The 20,881-nt window shown below is 65.6% G+C and carries 19 protein-coding genes and 1 tRNA gene; 12 read left to right on the top strand and 8 right to left on the bottom strand.

All coding sequences use genetic code 11. The annotated features are described in order from the left end of the window. Positions 1-63 precede the first annotated feature (63 nt). From VF34_RS04065 to VF34_RS04030, 8 genes are all read right to left on the bottom strand, one after another. Complete coding sequence (locus tag VF34_RS04065; protein ID WP_045840895.1) at positions 64-888, bottom strand: DUF7159 family protein; 825 nt, start codon at positions 886-888, stop codon at positions 64-66. 102 nt (positions 889-990) lie between these two features. Then, on the bottom strand, positions 991-1,524 hold the full coding sequence (locus tag VF34_RS04060; RefSeq protein ID WP_032365573.1) for a MarR family winged helix-turn-helix transcriptional regulator: 534 nt from the start codon (positions 1,522-1,524) through the stop codon (positions 991-993). A gap of 35 nt (positions 1,525-1,559) precedes the next feature. Then, positions 1,560-2,903: a DUF2254 domain-containing protein gene (locus VF34_RS04055; RefSeq protein WP_045840960.1), complete on the bottom strand. Its 1,344-nt coding sequence runs from the start codon at positions 2,901-2,903 to the stop codon at positions 1,560-1,562. A gap of 106 nt (positions 2,904-3,009) precedes the next feature. Next, positions 3,010-3,597, bottom strand: a complete 588-nt coding sequence (locus VF34_RS04050) for a class I SAM-dependent DNA methyltransferase (protein ID WP_045840894.1) — start codon at positions 3,595-3,597, stop codon at positions 3,010-3,012. 14 nt (positions 3,598-3,611) lie between these two features. Beyond that, the gene (locus VF34_RS04045) at positions 3,612-4,532 is read right to left on the bottom strand and encodes a hypothetical protein (RefSeq protein WP_045840893.1); all 921 of its coding nucleotides are present in this window, start codon (positions 4,530-4,532) and stop codon (positions 3,612-3,614) included. Between the two features lie 60 nt (positions 4,533-4,592). Further along, a tRNA-Arg gene (locus VF34_RS04040) sits at positions 4,593-4,665 on the bottom strand. Between the two features lie 69 nt (positions 4,666-4,734). Next, the gene (locus tag VF34_RS04035) at positions 4,735-5,451 is read right to left on the bottom strand and encodes a DUF305 domain-containing protein (protein ID WP_032389965.1); all 717 of its coding nucleotides are present in this window, start codon (positions 5,449-5,451) and stop codon (positions 4,735-4,737) included. After that, positions 5,451-6,374, bottom strand: coding sequence for a DUF3105 domain-containing protein (locus VF34_RS04030; protein WP_027497918.1), 924 nt, complete (start codon positions 6,372-6,374; stop codon positions 5,451-5,453). Before VF34_RS04030 ends, VF34_RS04035 begins: the two co-directional genes overlap by 1 nt. A gap of 232 nt (positions 6,375-6,606) precedes the next feature. Between VF34_RS04030 and argS the strand changes: the two genes are divergently transcribed. The 12 genes from argS (at position 6,607) to VF34_RS03970 (ending at position 20,817) form a co-directional block, all read left to right on the top strand. Then, positions 6,607-8,259, top strand: coding sequence for an arginine--tRNA ligase (gene argS, locus VF34_RS04025; protein ID WP_032385058.1), 1,653 nt, complete (start codon positions 6,607-6,609; stop codon positions 8,257-8,259). Then, on the top strand, positions 8,256-9,677 hold the full coding sequence (gene lysA, locus VF34_RS04020; RefSeq protein ID WP_045840892.1) for a diaminopimelate decarboxylase: 1,422 nt from the start codon (positions 8,256-8,258) through the stop codon (positions 9,675-9,677). The genes argS and lysA overlap by 4 nt, the downstream gene beginning before the upstream one ends. After that, entirely contained in the window at positions 9,674-10,975 is a 1,302-nt protein-coding gene (locus VF34_RS04015; RefSeq protein WP_032368776.1) for a homoserine dehydrogenase, read from the top strand. Before lysA ends, VF34_RS04015 begins: the two co-directional genes overlap by 4 nt. Next, positions 10,972-12,039, top strand: a complete 1,068-nt coding sequence (gene thrC / locus VF34_RS04010) for a threonine synthase (RefSeq protein ID WP_045840891.1) — start codon at positions 10,972-10,974, stop codon at positions 12,037-12,039. Before VF34_RS04015 ends, thrC begins: the two co-directional genes overlap by 4 nt. Positions 12,040-12,058: 19 nt before the next feature. Continuing rightward, positions 12,059-12,991 carry a homoserine kinase gene (gene thrB / locus VF34_RS04005; RefSeq protein WP_032365577.1) on the top strand — a complete coding sequence of 311 codons (933 nt, stop codon included), beginning with the start codon at positions 12,059-12,061 and terminating at the stop codon, positions 12,989-12,991. 310 nt (positions 12,992-13,301) lie between these two features. Further along, positions 13,302-15,434: a transcription termination factor Rho gene (gene rho, locus VF34_RS04000; protein WP_231578185.1), complete on the top strand. Its 2,133-nt coding sequence runs from the start codon at positions 13,302-13,304 to the stop codon at positions 15,432-15,434. Between the two features lie 200 nt (positions 15,435-15,634). Further along, entirely contained in the window at positions 15,635-15,868 is a 234-nt protein-coding gene (rpmE, locus tag VF34_RS03995; protein WP_008715081.1) for a 50S ribosomal protein L31, read from the top strand. 96 nt (positions 15,869-15,964) lie between these two features. Beyond that, complete coding sequence (gene prfA / locus VF34_RS03990) at positions 15,965-17,041, top strand: peptide chain release factor 1 (protein ID WP_027497911.1); 1,077 nt, start codon at positions 15,965-15,967, stop codon at positions 17,039-17,041. A 106-nt stretch (positions 17,042-17,147) separates the two neighbouring features. Continuing rightward, positions 17,148-17,942, top strand: coding sequence for an SHOCT domain-containing protein (locus VF34_RS03985; RefSeq protein WP_045840890.1), 795 nt, complete (start codon positions 17,148-17,150; stop codon positions 17,940-17,942). Positions 17,943-17,976: 34 nt separating this feature from the next. Continuing rightward, on the top strand, positions 17,977-18,861 hold the full coding sequence (gene prmC / locus VF34_RS03980) for a peptide chain release factor N(5)-glutamine methyltransferase (RefSeq protein ID WP_027497909.1): 885 nt from the start codon (positions 17,977-17,979) through the stop codon (positions 18,859-18,861). 66 nt (positions 18,862-18,927) lie between these two features. Beyond that, complete coding sequence (locus VF34_RS03975; RefSeq protein WP_027497908.1) at positions 18,928-19,590, top strand: L-threonylcarbamoyladenylate synthase; 663 nt, start codon at positions 18,928-18,930, stop codon at positions 19,588-19,590. 18 nt (positions 19,591-19,608) lie between these two features. Then, entirely contained in the window at positions 19,609-20,817 is a 1,209-nt protein-coding gene (locus VF34_RS03970) for a glycosyltransferase family 4 protein (protein ID WP_027497907.1), read from the top strand. Positions 20,818-20,881 lie beyond the last annotated feature (64 nt).

The raw sequence follows: 20,881 nt of genomic DNA, 5'->3' as shown, positions 1-20,881 counted from the left end.
GTCGTTCCGCGGGCTCCACGCGTGCTTTCAGGTCGTTCCGCGGGCTCCACTTCCGGGGCAGTCCTACCTGTCGGGGGACAGGAGGGCGGCCCCGCGGGCCGAGACCAGCTCGGGCATCGTCGGCACCAGGGTCGTCAGGCCGGTCCGCAGTTCGAGAGACCGCGCTATCGAGGTGATGTTCGCGCCGCCGCCGACCACGACGATGGATTGCGGCCTGGCACCGGACAATTCGATGGTCTGCTCCACCAGCATGCCCGCGTAACGGACGGGTCCCGCGATCAGATCGTCGAAGTCGCGCCGCGTCAGCACATGCCGTGCAGTGCCGGCTGGATCTGTGGTGCTGACGACGGAATCGATGCTCAGTTGCTCCTTGATGGACCGGCTGGCGTCGATTCCGACGCGAACGCCGTTGGACGAGAGCAGCCGGCGCACCGAGTGATCGAGATCGTCGCCGCAGAACGTGGCAGTGCGCCGCGTCATGAGGGTGCGAGTGGACGCGAGATCGATGACGGTGACCGTGGTGCCGGTACTCCCGATGTCGCACAGCATGGTGACGCCGTGATTGGGTACCAGCCCGATGAATCGTAGAAACCGCACTTGCGCAGCGGTTTCCGGAACCAGGGAGGCCGTTCGAGCGGTCCCTCGGGTGGCAACCGTGCCGGGATCGGTGGCGACCCGGTAGGCGATGGCAGAGAACTGCACCGGGAGCGACATCGTCGCGGCAATGGAGTGGATGGCGTCGACGCCGGTGGCGATCGTGGTGGCCAGCGACTGACCGGGAGCGCGGCGCACCGTCCGAGACACGATAGGTGTGCGATGGGGGCTGTCCAGATACGTCAGAATTGCGCGTGCACCGTGCGCACCCGCTCCGACCCCCAACACCAGCACCCCGCCCCGCCCTTCAGCAGACCGACTCCGGCCTGTTCCCGGAGCAATTGGACCACGAACGGTACGGCTGTGCCATTGTCTTGTGACGAGTCACCATCGAACTCAGAACGATGTGGTGATGTCATCACTGTCGAAATCGCCTGCATCCGAACGCAGTTCCGCGAGGATGCGCACCAGCGCCATCAGCTTGTCGCGCGCGAGCCCGGGCTTGGCGAACACCAGCGTGTTCAGGCGCTCGGTGGCTTCGACCGCCAACGTGCGCCCCTGCTCGGTGATTTCGACCAGGGTGGTCCGTCGATCGCTGGGATGGGGAATGCGGCGCACGTAGCCGACCGATTCGAGGCGGTCCACCGCGTTGGTCACACTGGTGGGGTGCACTTGCAGTCGGGCACTGGCCTTCGCCATCGGTAACGCGCCGTTCTTGGTGAACGTCAACAACGTCAGCAATTCGTAGCGCGAAAAGGTCAGTCCCGTCGGCTTGAGCGCTTCCTCGACCCGGGCCAGCATGATCTGCTGCGCGCGCATCAACGACGTCACCGCGGCCATACCGTCGGCGGCATCGGACCACCCGTGCTTGGTCCACTGACGGTGGGCCTCTGCAATGGGGTCGAGGGGAAGCGGCGACGGTGCTGGCATACACACCATCCTCCCACGATGCCCGGTTCGAGCGTCTACCGAATGACGGTGCGAAGTACCGCGAGTGGTACCCGATCGGTGATCGCTGCTCGAGTCCGCGAAATCTGCTCGCGGGCATCGACTGTGCGCGCGCTGTCTGTCTCGTCGACGGTCAGGGCGGCGTCCAACAGGCTCAATTGCGCCAGCACGGCGTCGACATCGTCGGTGGAGCGCGCAGCGCGGCCGACCCTCTCGGCGAGACGAATTCCGGCCTGGACCACCATGGGACTGCCGGTCCCGTAGATGCGCACCGCATCGAGCGCATGGTCGATCAAGATCGAGACGGGCACCCGCCGCACGATCAGTCGCACCTCTCCGTCGGTTCCACGCCGTCCGCGTGACAGTGCCGGCCGTTGGACCAGTGCAACGAGTCCGACGGAGAGATCGTCGATGGCGTTACGCGCCGTGTAGGGGTCGTTGACCCCGGTGGACAGCGCCCGGACCGCCATTTCCGTCATTTGCTCGACGGCGAACGCGATGTCGTGGCGCGGCGTCCTACTGGTACCGATGTCGAAAGAAGAGCGGACTCGGTCTATCGATGCGTCGGAGATGTCGGCCGAGCGGTCGGCGAGAATGTCGACGAGCGGCTCGCCGGAGACGATGTGCTCGCCCGGGACCCGATGAATCTCGATCAGCGTGCCGTTGTCGGTCGCGATGCCCAGCAGTGCGTCCTCGTCGATGTCGATGATCACCCCGGATGTCTCGGCCAGGACCGTCACGTAGACAGGTGGTTTCGAGAAGCCGTCGATCGAAGCGGCGTCGTCGGGACGATCCGTCGGGTAAAGGGAGTCGACGGATTCCGACAACTCGTCGCGGACTCTCGCGGACAGGGTGGCCACTTGAATCGACTGCGCGATGTGGTGGATGAAGTAGACGAGCACGCCCACGTCGACGACGGCGAGCGCGACGGCCACGTTGACGGCGATGTCCGGGACGAACACCGAACCATCGGATTCGATCGAACGAATCGACCGCAGCACCATCAGCGAGTACAGGAACGTCGCCCCGAAGATACCCAGAACCACCTGATTCCCGCGGTCCGCCATGAAGTTTCGTACCAGGCGGGGGCCGTACGAGGAGCTGGCCGTGGCGAGGACGGAGATGGTGATGGAGAACGACGTGGCAGCCACCCCCAGCATCGAGCCACCGATCGCCCCGAGGATGTCCCGGCTGCCACTCGCCCCGACGTGATAGAGCAACGAACCCGTCAGGTCCACGCGGGTGTCGAGTAGGTAGCGATCGAGACTGACGAGCGCCTGCGCCAGTAGGAGTGCGAGAACTCCGAGGACGGCGGGAATGAACCAGAACGACTCCCGCAACCGCGCTATGTGTTCCTTCATGAGCGACAGTCTTCCCGCCCAGGAACGAATCGACACCCGCACTTGGAATCGCGGCGCTCGCTTCGTTCGAACGAGGCCTGCCGGGACAGGCCGGTCTCGTTTCGTCTCAAGCGAGCAGAGCAGGCTTTCGTGCCACGGTGACGGCCCAGTGCGCGTCGGCGCGCCAGGGCCGCAGGTCCCAGGTGGAGAATCGATGTTCGACGAAAAATCCGACGGCAGTGAGATCCTCGTGGAGTTCGTCGGCTGTGTATGCCCGGTCGGTGGCGAAGCCGGTGACGAACACTCCGCCGTCGTTCAGATGTGCCCAGATGCGTTCGAGCGCAGCATGTTCGGTGCCGGGCTCCAGAAAAACCAACACATTGCCGGCCGCGACGACCGCGTCGAACGTGCGATTCAACTCGAGCGTGGTCAAATCCGCGAGATGCACGTCGAGTTCGGGGTGACTACGCGCCTTCTCGACCAGAATCGGATCGAGATCCACGGCGGTGACGTGGTGGCCACGTCGCGCCAGTTCGGCACCGAGTCTGCCCGTACCGCAGCCGGCGTCGAGGATGGTCGACGCGGGGGAGACCACCGCGTCGACCATGCGGGCTTCACCGTGCAGATCCACGCCGCGTTCGGCCAGACGATCGAATCGCTCGATGTACCGGGCGGAGTCGTCGGCGGAGTTCTCGGCTTGCCAGCGTGTGGTCATGCCGCCAGGGTAGGTCAGCTCGGTTCGTCGAGGGCCGACCGGGCTTCGGTCACGCGTGCCCGGGCCGCCTCGAGCGCCTCCGCCGTCGACTCTGCCTGTTCGACGCTTTTTCTCTCCGCGGCCCGCGCTGCCTTCGCTGTGGCTCTCGCGGCCTCCAGCTCGGCTTCGAGTCTCTCGACTTCTGCTGTCGCGCTGCGTCGTTCGGACGCAGCGCGCTCCGTGTCCTGGTCGGCAGCGTCGGCCGCATCACGTGCGGCATCGAATGCGGTTTCGGCAGCGTCGAGTTCGGCGACCAGGCGATCGTGTTCGGCCTGGCGCAGCAGCTCGGCTTCGTTCTCGGCATCGGATTCCGCTGCGGACTCGGGCGCGTCATCGGCAATGTCCGGTTCGCCGTCGTCCTCGGTCTCGGTCTCGGTCTCGGGAGGATCCGGAACGAGCGAGAGCAGCGCGGGGCCGAAGCCGCTGTATGTCTCGGCCACCACCGTTCGGCCCGCACGAACCCGGTCGCGGATCTCCGGATCGGCCATTGCGGCATTGAGGGTGTTGGAAACCTCGCGCGCCGCGTTGTCGCCGACGGTCACGCCACGTTCGCGACCCAATGCCACGGCTCGATCGGTGAGCGCGCGTATCGAAGCGCTTCGAGCGGTTGACAACTCACGCAGTCGATGACCGTCGCCGCGTTGCTGAGCCCGTTCGAGTTCGGCACCGAGGTCGAACAACTCGGCGACCGCGGATTCGTCCTGACGAGCGAGTGTGTTCACCAACCAGGCCACGACAGTGGGTTTACGGAGTCCGCCGATACGAGTGGCACCGGACTTGTCTCCGGCCTTCTTGAACCGGGTCACATACGCCGATCTGTGCGACACGAAGTCGGCGGGTGCCAGTGAATACAGCTCGTCGATGACGGTGTCGATATCGGGGAGATCCTCGGACATGTGAACAGTCCGTCTCGTTCGAGCAGTCACCTCGGAGAAGTGACATGCGTGAAAGATGTGTGCCCCCGGCAGGATTCGAACCTGCGGCCTTTCGCTCCGGAGGCGAACGCTCTATCCCCTGAGCTACGGGGGCGCACCGGCTTCAGCCGGCGTGCCTGTTGGGCTGTACGAAAGACTAGCGCATGTGCGACGCGAGTCGAAATCACCCCTCGGGCAGCGGCTGCGCACCCTTCGCCGCGAGCATCTGCTTCATCAGAGTCGACTCACTCGTCTGCGTTGCGACCATGGACTTCGCCAGGTTGATCACCGCAGGAGACTGCGCGTGCGTCTGGGCGTATTCCATCATCGCCAGGCCGCCCTCGTGGTGACGCAGCATCAGCTGCAAGAACATGACGTCGACGTCGGTTCCGGTCGCTTGGCGTAGTGCGGCGAGCTCCGCGGAGCTGGCCATGCCGGGCATGGCTCTGGTGGGATCGGAGGATCCCGGTTCCATCGACATGCCGCCCATCGAATGGCCGTGAGAGTCGTCGGCCGTCATCCAGGTCATGTAGCCGTCGGTCGAGATCGGCGCGCGGTCCCACAACGCGAGCCAGCCCTGCATCTGGCCCACCTGATTCTGTTGCGAGGTGAGCATGTCGAACGCAAGGCTCTTGACGGCCTGATCGGGCGCGTTGGTCAACGCGACCGCGGCCATTTCGATGGCCTGGTTGTGGTGCACCGTCATGTCCTGGGCAAATCCGACGTCGACCGAATCTGCTGCGGGGGAGTTGTCACCGTTGCGGAACGGATTCTGCGCCAGGAAGCCCAGCGCGAATCCGATCGCAAGTACGGCTATCACGGCCAAGGCGACCAGCGCAGTGCGCTGGCTCCGCTTGGTCTCGGGGACGCCGTTGACCGAGTCGACTGTCGATTCGGTCATCAGCTCGCGGGCACCTGGAGATCGCTGGGCAGCTGTGCTCCGCCGGGCAACTGTGCTCCGCCGGGCAGGCCGCTCGGCATTCCGCCTGCGCCGCTGGTCTCGCTGGCGTCGGGAGTGATGCCTGCGCCGTCCATCGGAACGGCGTCCGCTCCCGGGGCCGAAGCGTCGAACAGCGGCGGGTTGTCGGGATCGAACGCGTTGTCACCGACTCCGGGCACGGATGCGCAGCTGGCACCGACCTCCGGGTAGGCGAATCGATTGAGGCGCAGAGCCGAGATGAACTGACCGATGCGCTCGTCGTCGACGCTGTCGAGCTTGAGCTGGTGACCCCAGGACTGCAGCGAGACGGGAGTGTCGAGGCCCGGGTACGGCGACATCATCATCTGCGTTTCCCCGTCGACGCGGTCGGCGAGGGACTGAATCTGGTCTTCGTTCAGGTCGTCGGGGTTGTACGTCACCCAGACCGCTCCGTGTTCGAGGGAGTGCACAGCGTTCTCGGTGCGGATGGCCTCGGGGTAGACGATGCCGGTGCAAGTGGCCCACACCGCATCGTGCGGTCCACCGAACGGCGGCGTCTGGTCGTAGGCGACGCGTTGCGCGCGCCCGACGTGCAGGGCTGCCGGGTATTCCTTGATGGTGACGCCGTCGATTCCCGTCGACGGATCCTGATTGCTTTCGCTGGGCGCGAATTTCTGCGCCTCGGCGCGGTCCTGGTACTTGGGGTAGAGGTTGACCCCGAGGCCCACGACGAGTCCGACGACCACAACGACACCGGCAACCGTCAGCCAGGGAATCTGTCTGCCCTTGGCGGCGGGGACACCGCCCTGTTTCTTGCGAGCTGACTTCTTGTTGGCTGCACTGATGGCTTTGTCTGCCTTCGCAGCCGACTTGTTCTGACTGCCTTTGTCGGGACCCGTTGGCATCGCTGTGGTTGCTCTCTCAGTCGAGGAAAAGTGGGTGGTCGGTAGCGCTCGTGGTACGTATCTGCTGGTGACGGCCGTGCTCGACGGTCGTCCGCGCAGAGCGCCCCTACTGTACGTTCTCTGTCTGAGAGCGTGCTCAGAGCCCGTGTGGACCGCATCGGCCAGGTGGCCCCGCGCTCGGACGGGCAGTGGATGCGAGTATGCCGCACACCAGCCAATAGGATGGCTACCTGTGACTCCCGCCGATCTTGCCGAATTGCTTCACGCGACCGCCGCCAAGGTGCTTGCCGACCGCGGCCTGGACGCATCCGTTCTCCCTGCGAAGCTCACGGTCGAGCGTCCCCGCAATCCCGAGCACGGTGACTACGCCACCAACGTGGCGCTGCAGGTGGCGAAGAAGGCCGGAGCCAATCCCCGTGATTTCGCCGGCTGGCTCGCCGAGGCACTCGCGGCCGACGCCGCGATCGCCAGTGCAGACGTCGCAGGCCCCGGCTTTCTGAACATCAGGCTGGCTGCCGCAGCGCAGGGCGAGATCGTTGCCCGCGTGCTGGCCGCCGGTGCCGAGTTCGGCAACGGATCCTCGATGGCAGGCAAGAAGGTCAACCTCGAGTTCGTCTCGGCCAACCCCACCGGACCGGTGCACCTCGGTGGAACCCGATGGGCTGCCGTCGGTGATGCCCTCGGACGCATCCTGACCGCGCACGGAGCCGAGGTCACTCGCGAGTACTACTTCAACGATCACGGCGCTCAGATCGATCGCTTCAGCCGGTCGCTCATCGCCGCGGCCAAGGGAGAGCCGGCACCGGAGAACGGCTATGCGGGCGAGTACATCGCCGAGATCGCACAGCAGGTGCTGGCGAAGGAGCCCGAAGCGCTGGCGCTGGCACCCGAGGCGCAGGACGAGACCTTCCGGTCGATCGGTACCCAGCTGATGTTCGACCGCATCAAGGCGAACCTGCACGAATTCGGTGTCGATTTCGACGTCTACTTCCACGAGAACTCACTCTTCGAGTCCGGTGCCGTCGAAAAATCGGTCGACTACCTCAAGGGCTCGGGGAGCCTGTACGAGGAAGACGGTGCATGGTGGCTTCGGTCCACCGAGTACGGCGACGACAAGGATCGCGTCGTCATCAAGAGCGACGGTAATGCTGCCTACATTGCAGGCGACATCGCGTACTTCCAGAACAAGCGGCAGCGCGGTTTCGACCTGTGCATCTACATGCTCGGAGCAGACCACCACGGTTACATCGGTCGACTCAAGGCCGCCGCCGCTGCATTCGGCGACGACCCCGAGACCGTCGAGGTTCTGATCGGGCAGATGGTCAACCTCGTTCGAGACGGCGTCGCGGTGAAGATGAGCAAGCGGGCAGGCACCGTCATCACGCTCGACGATCTGGTCGAAGCCATCGGCGTCGACGCGTCGCGCTACGTCATGGTCCGGTCGTCCGTCGACTCGAGCATCGACATCGACCTCGCCCTGTGGGCCAGCGCCAGCAACGAGAACCCGGTGTACTACGTCCAGTACGCCCACGCCCGGTTGGCATCGCTCGCGCGCAATGCCGCCGAACTGGGGATCTCGGGCGACGATCCCGATCTGAGCCTGCTGACGCACGAGCAGGAGGGCGAGTTGATCAGGACGATCGGCGAGTACCCGCGGGTGGTGGCCAGTGCCGCCGAACTACGCGAACCACACCGGATCGCCCGCTACCTCGAAGAACTGGCGGGGGCCTACCACCGGTTCTACGGCGCGTGTCGAGTACTTCCCCAAGGAGACGAGGAGCCCGGACCTGTGAACACCGCACGACTGGCATTGGGCAACGCAACCCGGCAGGTTCTGGCCAACGGCCTCGAACTGCTCGGTGTCAGCGCACCGGAGCGCATGTGAGCGCACATCCGGCAGGGCCCAAGCACGCCGATGCCCCAGCCAAGCAGTCGATGTCCGAGCGTCCGAGCGCCGCGTCGGACATGACGACGCTTCCCGAACAGGTGTGGCCACGCAACGCGGCACGCGGCGACGACGGCACGGTTCGGCTCGCTGGGGTGTCGGTCACCGACCTCGCGGCGCAGTACGGCACCCCACTGTTCGTCGTGGACGAGGACGACTTCCGCGCACGCTGCCGCGAGATGGCCGCTGCGTTCGGGGCACCCGAACGAGTTCACTACGCCTCCAAGGCATTTCTGTGTGGCGAGATCGCTCGTTGGGTGGCCGACGAGGGTCTCTCGCTCGACATCTGCTCGGGCGGTGAGCTGGCCATCGCCCTGGCTGCCGGATTCCCGGCGGATCGAATTGCGATGCACGGCAACAACAAATCCGTGGCCGAGCTCGAGGCCGGAGTGAGTGCCGGAGTCGAGCACGTCGTTCTCGACTCCAATATCGAGATCGACCGTCTCGACGCCGTGGCCGGTTCGGCCGGTGTGGTGCAGGACGTGCTGATTCGCATCACCGTCGGCGTCGAGGCACACACGCACGAGTTCATCGCGACCGCCCACGAGGATCAGAAGTTCGGCTTCTCGCTCGCCGACGGCTCGGCGATCGAAGCCGTCCGTCGGGTGTTCGCCGCAGACAACCTTCGTCTCGTGGGGCTGCACAGTCACATCGGCTCGCAGATCTTCGAGGTCGACGGTTTCGAGCTGGCTGCGCACAAGGTCATCGGGCTGCTGCGCGACATCGTTGCCGAGTTCGGCGTGGACAAGACCTCGCAGATCTCGACGCTCGATCTCGGTGGCGGCATGGGTATTTCGTACGTACCGAGTGACGATCCGCCGCCCGTCGACCAATTGGCGGCCAAGCTGGCGAGCATCGTCGAGACGGAGTCGGCCGCGGCCGGTTTGCCGGTTCCGACCATCGCCGTCGAGCCGGGTCGAGCCATCGCCGGTCCGGGCACCGTGACGCTCTACGAGGTGGGCACCGTCAAGGACGTCACCGTCGACAACGCCACTCGCAGGCGGTACATCAGTGTCGACGGCGGTATGAGCGACAACATTCGTACGTCGCTGTATCAGGCCGAGTACGACTGCCGCTTGGTCTCGCGTACCAGCGGCGCCGACGCCGTGATGGCTCGCGTGGTCGGAAAGCACTGTGAGAGTGGCGATATCGTCATCAAGAACACGTGGATGCCGGCCGACGTCGGGCCCGGTGATCTGCTCGCCGTCGCAGCCACCGGCGCTTATTGCTACTCCATGTCCAGCCGCTACAACCTGCTGACGCGGCCCGCTGTGGTCGCGGTCAAGGACGGGCGTTCGCGCCTGATCCTGCGGCGGGAAACCATCGAAGATCTGCTCAGCTTGGAGGTTCAGCCATGACATCGAAGCCGATAGGCGTCGCCGTACTCGGACTCGGAAACGTCGGTAGCGAGGTCGTCCGGATCCTCACCGAGAATGCAGCGGACTTCGAGGCCAGAATCGGTGCGCCACTGGAGATTCGGGGAATCGCGGTACGTCGGATCGACGGCGATCGCGGAGTACCGGCCGAACTGCTCACCGACGACCCGGCCGAATTGGTCGGTCGCGACGACGTGGACATCGTCGTCGAGGTGCTCGGCGGTATCGACATCCCACGCAAGCTGGTGTTGTCGGCGCTCGAGAACGGCAAGTCCGTCATCACTGCGAACAAGGCCCTGCTCGCCGAATACACCGGAGAGTTGGCCGACGCGGCCGAGAAGTCGCGTGCCGACCTGTATTTCGAGGCAGCTGTCGCCGGAGCCATTCCGGTGGTGCGGCCGTTGATGCAGTCGTTGGCAGGCGACCGCGTGAACAAGGTCGCGGGCATCGTCAACGGCACCACCAACTTCATCCTCTCGGCCATGGACGAGACCGGTGCGGACTACGCCGAAACCCTCGCCGAGGCAGGGCGATTGGGATACGCCGAGGCCGATCCGACCGCCGATGTCGAGGGCTACGACGCCGCGTCCAAGGCGGCCATCCTCGCCTCGATCGCGTTCCACACTCGGGTCACGGCCGGCGACGTCTACCGCGAGGGCATCAGCAAGATCACTGCAGACGACCTCGAGACCGCGAAGTCTCTGGACTGCACCATCAAATTGCTGGCCATCTGCGAGCGCATCACCACGCCCAAGGGCAAGGAGCGCATCTCGGCCCGGGTCTACCCGGCACTCGTTCCGCTCGATCACCCGTTGGCGTCGGTGAACGGCGCGTTCAACGCCGTCGTCGTCGAGGCCGAGGCCGCAGGCCGGTTGATGTTCTACGGCCAGGGTGCGGGCGGCGCGCCGACGGCGTCCGCCGTGCTCGGCGACCTGGTGATGGCCGCGCGCAACAAGTTCTACGGAGGCCGCGGCCCACTCGAGTCCAAGTACGCCAAGCTCAAGGTGGCCCCGATGGGTGACATCCTCACCCGGTACTACGTCAGCATGCAGGTGGCCGACAAGCCCGGCGTTCTCGCTACCGTGGCCGCCGAATTCTCCAAGCGCGACGTCAGTATCTCCACCGTGCGCCAGCACGGCGCGGGTGACGGGGCCAGGCTCGTCGTGGTCACGCACCTCGCGGCCGATTCCGCACTGTCCGACACCGTTGCATCCCTCGAGCAGTTGGACGTGGTCGTCCACGTCGCCAGCGTTCTCAGATTGGAAGGCACCACAGTATGAGCGTCCACACCCCCTGGCCCGGTCTGATCGAGGCGTACCGCTCGCGTCTGGCGATCGGTCCCGACTGGAAGACCGTCACCCTGCGCGAGGGCGGCACCCCGCTGCTGCCCGCCGGGCACCTGTCCGAATTGACCGGCTGCACAGTGCACCTGAAGGTCGAGGGACTCAACCCCACCGGCTCGTTCAAGGACCGCGGCATGACCATGGCCGTCACCGACGCGCTCGCCCGTGGGCAAGAAGCAGTGCTGTGCGCGTCCACCGGCAACACCTCGGCGTCCGCTGCGGCCTACGCGGCCAAGGCCGGCATGTCCTGTGCCGTACTGGTTCCGCAGGGCAAGATCGCCATGGGCAAGCTGGCTCAGGCAGTCATGCACGGCGCGAAGATCATTCAGGTCCAGGGCAACTTCGACGACTGCCTCGAACTGGCGCGCAAGACCACGGCCGAGTTCCCGACGATCGGTCTGGTCAACTCCGTCAACCCCGTGCGTATCGAGGGGCAGAAGACCGCGGCGTTCGAGATCTGCGACGCCCTCGGCGATGCACCCGACATCCATGCTCTGCCTGTCGGCAACGCGGGCAACATCACCGCGTACTGGCGCGGGTACTCCGAGTACTTCCGCGACGGCCTCACCACCCGCAAGCCGCGCATGCTCGGCGTGCAGGCCGCGGGTGCCGCTCCTCTGGTTCACGGTGCGCCCGTGAAGGACCCGGAAACGATCGCGACCGCAATCCGGATCGGCTCACCCGCATCCTGGAACGGTGCCGTCAATGCCAAGGAAGAATCGAACGGAGCATTCCGGGCCGCGACCGACGAGGAGATCCTCGAGGCGTACCGGTTGATCGCGAGGACCGAGGGCGTGTTCGTCGAACCGGCCTCCGCGGCCAGCGTCGCCGGTCTGTTGGCGGCTCGAAAGGAAGGCTGGCTGGAGCCGGGCCTGACCGTTGTCTGCACGGTGACCGGTAACGGTCTCAAGGATCCCGACACTGCGCTGTCGGGAATGCCTGTCGTGGAACCGATTTCGGTCGATCCCGTCGCTGTTGCGGCTGCGCTCGAGCTGGCCTGAGTTGACGGAATCTCCGGCAATGACGAAGACGCTTCCCATCGGGCTCACGGTGACCGCGCGTGTGCCGGCCTCCAGTGCCAACATCGGCCCCGGATTCGACAGTCTCGGAATGGCTTTGGGGTTGTACGACGAGATCGAGGTCACGACCACGGCGTCGGGCCTGTCGATCCACGTCGACGGTGAGGGTTCGGCGGACGTTCCGTGGGGACCGACGCACCTGGTCGTGCGGGCCATCGAACGGGGTCTGGAAGCGGCCGGAGTATGGGCGGATGGATTGAATGTCCACTGCCGCAACGTCATTCCGCATTCGAGAGGTCTCGGATCCTCGGCCTCGGCCGTGGTCGGCGGGCTCGCCGCGGCCAATGCACTCGCGTCGAAAGTGGACCCTGCGCTGTCGTTGTCGGACAGTCAGTTGGTGCAGTTGTCGTCCGAGTTCGAGGGGCACCCCGACAACGCGTCGGCGAGTTGCCTCGGCGGTGCCGTCGTGTCGTGGAGCGAACCGCCCAATGCCAGTGTGACGGCACGCAAGTACGCCGCCGTGCGCCTGGACGTACATCCCAGCATCAAGGTCGTCGTGCTCGTGCCGTCCGAGCGCTCCTCGACCTCGCACACACGGGGATTGCTGCCGGAGTTGGTGCCGCACCGCGACGCCGCCTTCAACGTCAGTCGCAGTGCGCTCGCCGTCGTCGCATTGACCGAGCGTCCGGATCTGCTGATGGCTGCCACCGAGGATCTACTGCATCAGGGCCAGCGGGCACAGGCGCTGCCCGACACCACCCGGTGGATCGCGACTTTGCGCGCCCGCTCGATCGCCGCAGTGGTGTCGGGAGCAGGCCCTACCGTCATGGCCCTGTGCACCGAAGAATTCCCGGCCGATCTGCGCGACGCTGCGCTGGCTGAGGGATGGCGAGTTCTCGACCTCGAGGTGGCCGACGGAGTCACTGTCGCATGAGCGACACCGAATAGGGTTCTTGCCGAGCGAGGACAACGACGCTATGGTGAACCCTGTCCGTACATCGTGCGCTTCAGACGCCGGTTTCGTCAGGGCAATCAGGTCACTGTATTCGGGGGAGTTCAGAACGTCCGAGTGATGTGACGCTCCTGGCTCGGTCCTTCCCGTAGTTCGCTGCGGTCTCGGACCGATGGTGTCGTCGGCGGAGTGCGTCGAACATGAACGGCAATATCCGAGTTCGGCAGAAAGCCGAGCTGCGGAACGAACCCTCGGCTGCGCATCGAGCGAGCGAGGGAAGGAAAGGACCTCCGTGACCGATACGGAACTCATCTCTGCGCCCGAAACGTCACGCCGTCGCGCCGGCCTGTCCGGAATGGTTCTCACCGAGCTACGCAGCCTCGCTGGCGAACTCGGCATTAAGAGCATCTCCGGCATGCGCAAGGGCGATCTGATCGCGGCCATCACCGAGCATCAATCGGGCACCGCGCCGGCCAAGTCCGCTGCGCCGAAGTCCGATGCGCCGAAGAGCGATGCACCGAAGGCCGACGCTCCCAAGGCTCGACGCGCTGCTGCGTCGGCACCGGTTGCCGACGAACGACCCGCAGTCGACACTGCTCCCGAGCCTGCGACGGCTGCCGACACGTCGGACGCAGCACCCGAGGCCGGACGTCGCACCCGGGGCCGCCGCGCCGCGGGTCGCCGCGCAGGTGCGCCCGACCAGTTGCCACTGGACGGCAGCGGCGACACGGCCGCATCGGCCCCCGCTACCGCGGAGTCGACCGCTGCAGCGGAGACCACCGACAAGCAGGACGATTCCGGCGAGAACGCCGCAGCGGAGCGCCCACGTCGTAGCCGCGGCGAGCGCAACCGCCAGGACGGTGCCGAGCGCGAACCGCGTGACACCGACAACGGCAACCGCAACCAGAACGACCGCAACCAGGGCGACCGCAACCAGGGCGACCGGGACGGCGGCAATCGCGACAATGCGGGCCGCAACCAGGGCGACCGGGACAACTCGAACCGCGACTCCAACCGTGAGAACGGCAACCGCAATCAGAACGACCGTGGCGGACGCAATCGCAATCAAGGCGACGGCCGCAACGACAACCGAAACGACAATCGCAACGAGGACCGCAACAACGGCCCGCGCGACAACCGTGACAACAACCAGGACGACGACGGCGAAGGCCGCGGTCGCAGGGGTCGACGGTTCCGCGAGCGTCGTCGTGGACGCGACCGCGGCGAGGGCAACGAGGGCGGCGGCGGTCGCGAGCGCGACACCGAGATCCGCGAGGACGATGTTCTCCAGCCGGTAGCCGGCATTCTCGACGTTCTCGACAACTACGCGTTCGTTCGGACCTCGGGTTACCTGGCCGGACCGAACGACGTCTACGTGTCGATGAACCTGGTGCGCAAGAATGGCCTTCGCCGCGGCGACGCCGTCACCGGTGCCGTTCGGGTGGCGCGTGAAGGTGAGCAGTCGGGTCAGCGCCAGAAGTTCAACCCGCTGGTGCGTCTGGATACCGTCAACGGGGGAGAGGTCGAGGCCGCGCGCAAGCGTCCGGAGTTCGGCAAGCTCACCCCGCTGTACCCCAACCAGCGGCTGCGCCTCGAGACCCAGCAGAACATCCTGACCACGCGCATCATCGACCTGGTGATGCCCATCGGTAAGGGTCAGCGCGCGTTGATCGTCAGCCCCCCGAAGGCCGGTAAGACGAGCGTTCTGCAGGCCATCGCCAACGCGATCGCCATCAACAACCCCGAGTGCTACCTGATGGTCATCCTCGTCGACGAGCGTCCCGAGGAAGTGACCGACATGCAGCGCTCGGTCAAGGGCGAGGTCATCGCCTCGACCTTCGACCGCCCGCCGGGTGACCACACGGCGGTCGCCGAGCTGGCGATCGAGCGTGCCAAGCGTCTGGTCGAGGCCGGCCAGGACGTCGTTGTCCTGCTCGATTCGATCACTCGACTGGGCCGCGCGTACAACAACAGCTCGCCTGCTTCGGGCCGCATCCTCTCCGGTGGTGTCGACTCGACCGCGCTGTACCCGCCCAAGCGATTCCTCGGCGCGGCACGAAACATCGAGCACGGTGGATCGCTGACGATCATCGCCACGGCCATGGTCGAGACCGGATCCACCGGCGACACCGTGATCTTCGAGGAGTTCAAGGGAACCGGTAACGCCGAGCTCAAGCTCGATCGCAAGATCGCCGAGCGTCGGGTGTTCCCCGCGGTGGACATCAACCCGTCCAGCACCCGTCACGACGAGCTTCTTCTCGCTCCGGACGAGGCGGCCGTGGTGCACAAGCTGCGTCGCGTGTTGTCCGGTCTCGACTCGCATCAGGCCATCGACCTGCTGGTCGATCGCCTGAAGAAGAGCAGGAACAACCTCGAATTCCTGATGGAAGTGTCGAAGACAGCTCCCGGCGGCATCAACGATTGATCCCGTGTTCCCCGGGTCCGAGGGTCCGGGGAACAAGAGGGCAGGTGCCCGCGTTGTAAGCATCTGTCGGCACAGAAGTACCGACGATTAGCAGGGCAGATACACGCTCTGGCATAATCAACGGCCGAGTCCGGTTCCGGTTCACGTCTTCGATCAGCGAAGGCGACCCGGCGACCATTACAAAGAACGGTAAGGACACCATGAAGGCAGGAATTCACCCCGACTACACACTGACGACAGTCGTCTGTGGTTGCGGCAATACTTTCGAGACCCGAAGCACCACCGACAAAGAGCGCATCAGCGTCGAGGTCTGCTCGCAGTGCCACCCCTTCTACACCGGCAAGCAGAAGATTCTCGACACCGGCGGTCGCGTCGCTCGCTTCGAGGCTCGCTACGGCAAGCGCGCCGGCAAGAAGGCCGACGCAGACAGCTAGCTGTTTCGCCGACGCCCGTCCTGTGAACTACAGGGCGGGCGTCGGCTTTTTTGTGTCCACACCCGGTTTCACCCGTTCGGAGAGTGAGTCGTCACCATGGCGAGAACAGACAAGCCTTCGGCCATCGACGACATCCTCGCCGAACACTCCGGCCTCGAGCAGCAACTGGCCGACCCCGCCCTGCACAACGACCCGTCCGCAGCGCGCAGGGCAGGCAAGAGGTTCGCCGAGCTGGCACCGATCATGTCGGCGCACACCAAGTTGACCGCCGCTCAGGACGACCTCGAAGCCGCACGTGAACTCGCCGCCGACGATTCGTCGTTCGCCGCAGAGATTCCCGAGCTCGAGGCAACGGTTCTGCACCTCGAACAGACGCTGACCGATCTGCTGGCACCACGCGACCCGCACGATGGCGACGACATCGTGATGGAGGTCAAGTCGGGTGAGGGCGGCGAGGAATCGGCGCTCTTCGCGGCCGATCTGGCGCGGATGTACGTGCGCTACGCCGAACGCCGCGGCTGGCGAGTCGAGGTTCTCGACGCGAACGTCTCGGACCTGGGTGGCTACAAGGACGCGACGTTGTCGATCAAGACCAAGGATCCGCTCGACGGCGTCTGGGCGCGGCTGAAGTTCGAGGGTGGCGTCCATCGCGTGCAGCGGGTGCCGGTCACCGAATCGCAGGGACGCGTGCATACCTCCGCGGCCGGCATTCTGGTGTATCCGGAACCCGACGAGGTCGAGGAAGTGCAGATCGACGAAACCGATCTGCGCATCGACGTCTACCGCTCGTCCGGCAAGGGCGGTCAGGGTGTCAACACCACCGACTCCGCTGTCCGCATCACCCATTTGCCCACCGGCATCGTCGTCACCTGTCAGAACGAGCGATCGCAGTTGCAGAACAAGGCACGTGCGATGCAGGTGCTGGCGGCGCGTCTGCAGGCGGCCGCTGAGGAAGCAGCCAACGAAGAGGCCTCGGCCGGCCGAGCCAGCCAGGTGCGTACCGTCGACCGCTCGGAGCGGATCAGGACGTACAACTACCCCGAGAATCGCATCACCGATCACCGCATCGGATTCAAAGCGCACAACCTCGACGCTCTGCTCGACGGTGACATGGATGCACTGCTCGACGCGCTCGCCAAGGCAGACCGCGACGCACGTATGCAAGCAGAGTAATTGCGCGGCAACCGTTTTCGGTTCTCACGCTGCTGATCGAACGAATCTCGAGCTACCCTGGCGATCGGATTCGACCCGCCCGCGCGCCACGAAAGGCACACCCGAGATGAATCAGGCCTTGACCCCCGCAGGCGAGAACGCCGTCACCGAACTCGCCTCCCGCTACGGGGTGTCCACCGACGCCGTCCGCACCATGCTCGACGCCGTCAACAACGGCCGCGGCACCATGGCGCAGTTCAACATTCCCGAGCTCGGCGGCAGTGGGCAGTGGATGCGCGGCGGTATGACGATGGTGGGCAACATGTTCGATTACGGCCTGAAGAGTCGGGTCGACGGTTTGTGCCGCGATCTGTCCGCCGTGTTGGCGCAGCATCAGGTCTATCCGCCGAGAGATGCCGGTACGGGATCGTTCGGCGGCACTTCCTTCGGCGGGGGCTCGTGGTGGCCGTCGGATCTGGGTTCGCCGAGTTCGAGCGGTGGCCAGAACGGATCGCAGTACGCGGTGTTTCCGGGATCTCGTCGCCTCGCTGTCCTCGTGGGAGGGGAATTGGCGGTGTACGACACCCTCGATCACTCCATCGGGGGAGTGCAACAGCAGCAGGGTGGGGGTCCGGGTTCGGTGGAGTTCACCAGCCAGTACGGCACGTTCACCGCGGCGAGTCTGCCGCGCGTCGACCAACGGTCCGCCGACGCGCCACCGCAGAACATGCCTTCGTCGCAGCAGCCGCAGCCGGCGGCACAGAATTTCGCGTCTGCGCAGTCGGGTTCACCTGCTCACACCGGTGTCGACATCTCGGACATCACCGCTGCGATCGAGGCGCTCGCCGGTCTGCATGCGAAGGGATTTCTGACCGACGACGAGTTCTTCGCCAAGAAGTCGGAGTTGCTGGGGCGGCTGTGAGTCCGGTGTCGGACCGCCGTGGCAGTCTGTACAAGTGAGCCGCAAGCCGTTACGCCTAGCCATCCTCGAAGCGACGTCGATGCTCGAGGCCGCCGGTGTGCCGAGCCCTCGGGTGGATGCGGAGCTACTCGCCGCGCACCTCGTCGGAGTCGATCGCGGTCGGCTGGGGTTGGTGCCGTTGGTGGAGCCCGAGCTCGTCGAGGCGTACTTCCGAACAGTCGAGCAGCGCGCGAAACGTATTCCCCTGCAATACATCACGGGAACGACGTCATTGGGAAACATCGATGTCGAGGTGGGTCCCGGGGTGTTCGTTCCACGTCCCGAAACCGAGTTGCTGCTGGCGTGGGCGCTCGCTTTTCTCGAGAACGTCGGCCATCACCCGCCCGTGGTGCTGGACCTGTGCACGGGGTCGGGCGCGCTGGCGCTGGCCATCGCGAACGCACGCCCGGATGCCGTCGTGCACGCCGTCGAGCTCGATCCATCGGCGTTGGCGTGGGCCCGGCGCAACGCGGATCTGCGTGCCGAGCAGGGTGATTCGCCGATCACGTTGCATCACGGAGACGTCACTTCTCGGGAGCTGTTGACCGACCTCGACGGCTCGGTGGACATGATCGTCGCGAACCCGCCGTACATTCCGGACGGGGCCGAGCTCGATCCGGAAGTACTCGACCACGATCCGCACATCGCGCTCTTCGGCGGCGAGGACGGGTTGTCGGTCATCGAGCCGATGATCGGCAACATCGCGCGGTGGCTACGTGTCGGCGGCGGAGTCGCCATCGAGCACGACGACTCGAACGGGGAGGGCGTCGCTGCCCTGTTGTCTCGGCGACGAGTCTTCACCCAGGTCACCGAGCATCCGGACCTGGCCGGCCGCCCCCGCTTCGTCGTGGCGGCACGGGCGACGCCGCCCTCTGCCTGAGCGGCAAGGCGGCAAGCCGGCGGCACCTGACATCACTTCGTTACCGAAGGTGGAAGGATAGGCGGAGTGAGTACCGTCTACGACTGCCGTGAAGCCGATGCGCGGGCTGCCGGATTGACCGCAGCGCGCGGTGCCCTCAAATCCGGTCGACTCGTCGTGATGCCCACCGACACGCTCTACGGGATCGCCGCCGACGCGTTCGACGGCAGCGCGGTCACCGACCTGCTGCGCGCCAAGGGGCGGGGACGCGATATGCCGGTCCCGGTCCTCGTCGGTTCGTGGAACACGATCGACGGCCTGGTGCAGAGCGTCCGGCCGCGGACCCGAGATCTGATTCGAGCCTTCTGGCCCGGCGCATTGAGCATCGTGGTCCAGCAGGCACCGTCGCTGGCGTGGGATCTGGGTGATGCTCAGGGAACCGTCATGCTCCGGATGCCGCTGCACCCGGTCGCGCTCGAGCTTCTTCGTGAAGTAGGTCCGCTGGCGGTGTCCAGTGCGAATATTTCGGGAAGTCCGCCCGCCACCACGGTGACGCAGGCGCGAGAACAACTCGGTGGATCTGCAGCGGTTTATCTCGACGGGGGGCCGGCCGACCACGCGGTGGCTTCCACCATCGTGGACCTGACCGGTGAGCACGCACGAATCCTGCGGGTCGGTGCCATTCCCACGGAGCAGATTGCCGAGGTTCTCGGTGTCACCGCCGAAAGCCTGGTCCCAGGAGCGTCCTGACATGCCCGTCCGTTCCGCATGAGCGTCGAGGTGCTTGCCCAGTCGAATCTGGGCGCAGGCGTTCCGATCCGCGAGCTGCTGCTTGTTTTCCTGACGGCCGCTGTCGTCACGTTCTTCGCCACCGGTGGCGTTCGAGTGGCCGCGATCAAGTTCGGCGCAGTCGCCATTCCTCGTGATCGTGACGTCCACGTACAGGCCACCCCCCGACTCGGGGGAGTGGGCATCTACGCCGGCATGCTCGCTGCGCTGCTGTTCGCCTCGCAGCTGCCCGCGTTGGCCCGCGGATTCGATGTCGCCTACAACCGCGACATTCCGGCTGCGCTGGTCGCAGGCTTCGTGATCGTGTTGGTCGGCGTCATCGACGACCGTTGGGGTCTGGACGCACTGACGAAGTTCGTCGGCCAGGTGACGGCGGCCGGCGTCCTGGTCATCATGGGTGTGAGCTGGGTCGTGCTGTACCAGCCTTGGGGCGGCGAGCCCGGCCAACCGGGCAGCACCCTGGTGCTCGACCAACTTCAGGCCGGACTGGTGACCGTTCTGATCACCGTCGTCATCGTCAACGCGATGAACTTCGTCGACGGCCTCGACGGGCTCGCAGCCGGACTCGGCCTCATTTCGTCGGTCGCGATCTGCATCTTTTCGGTGGGCCTGCTGCAGGAACAGGGAGGCGACGTCGGCGTCTACCCTCCTGCCCTGATCGCGGCGGCGCTGGCCGGTGCCTGCCTGGGATTTCTGCCGCACAATTTTCAACCGGCGCGCATCTTCATGGGCGATTCGGGGTCCATGTTGATCGGGTTGACACTGGCCACGATCTCGACGAGTGCCTCGGGCCGCATTCCGTTGACGGCCTACGGTCCACGCGATCTGCTGGGTCTGTTGTCGCCGCTCCTGTTGGTCGGGGCCGTGATGCTCATTCCGATACTCGATCTGTTGCTCGCCGTCGTTCGCCGCACTCGGGCCGGGCGAAGTCCGTTCAGCCCCGACAAGATGCATCTCCATCACCGACTCCTGCAGATCGGTCACTCGCATCGACGGGTGGTCCTGGTGATCTACCTCTGGGTCGGTGTGCTCGCGTTCGGTGCGGTCGGATCCTCGCTACTCGACCGGCGCATCGTGGTGCTCCTCGTCGCTGCCGGTCTGGTGTTCGCGCTCGTCGTCACGGCTGTGCCCACTCTGCGGGTGGATCGATCACCCGGATCCGAACGCCGGGGTGTCCGACGCCGCTGATCGGCTCGGTGGTTCTTCGGTCGTGTCCCGGCTGGTGCCGGCAACCGGGTGCCACTGGGTACTC

The organism is Rhodococcus sp. PML026 (assembly GCF_000963615.1).
Classification (GTDB): Bacteria; Actinomycetota; Actinomycetes; order Mycobacteriales; family Mycobacteriaceae; genus Rhodococcoides; species Rhodococcoides fascians.
The sequence above is the reverse complement of the archived record's forward strand: the minus strand, read 5'-3'. Positions and strand labels throughout refer to the sequence as shown.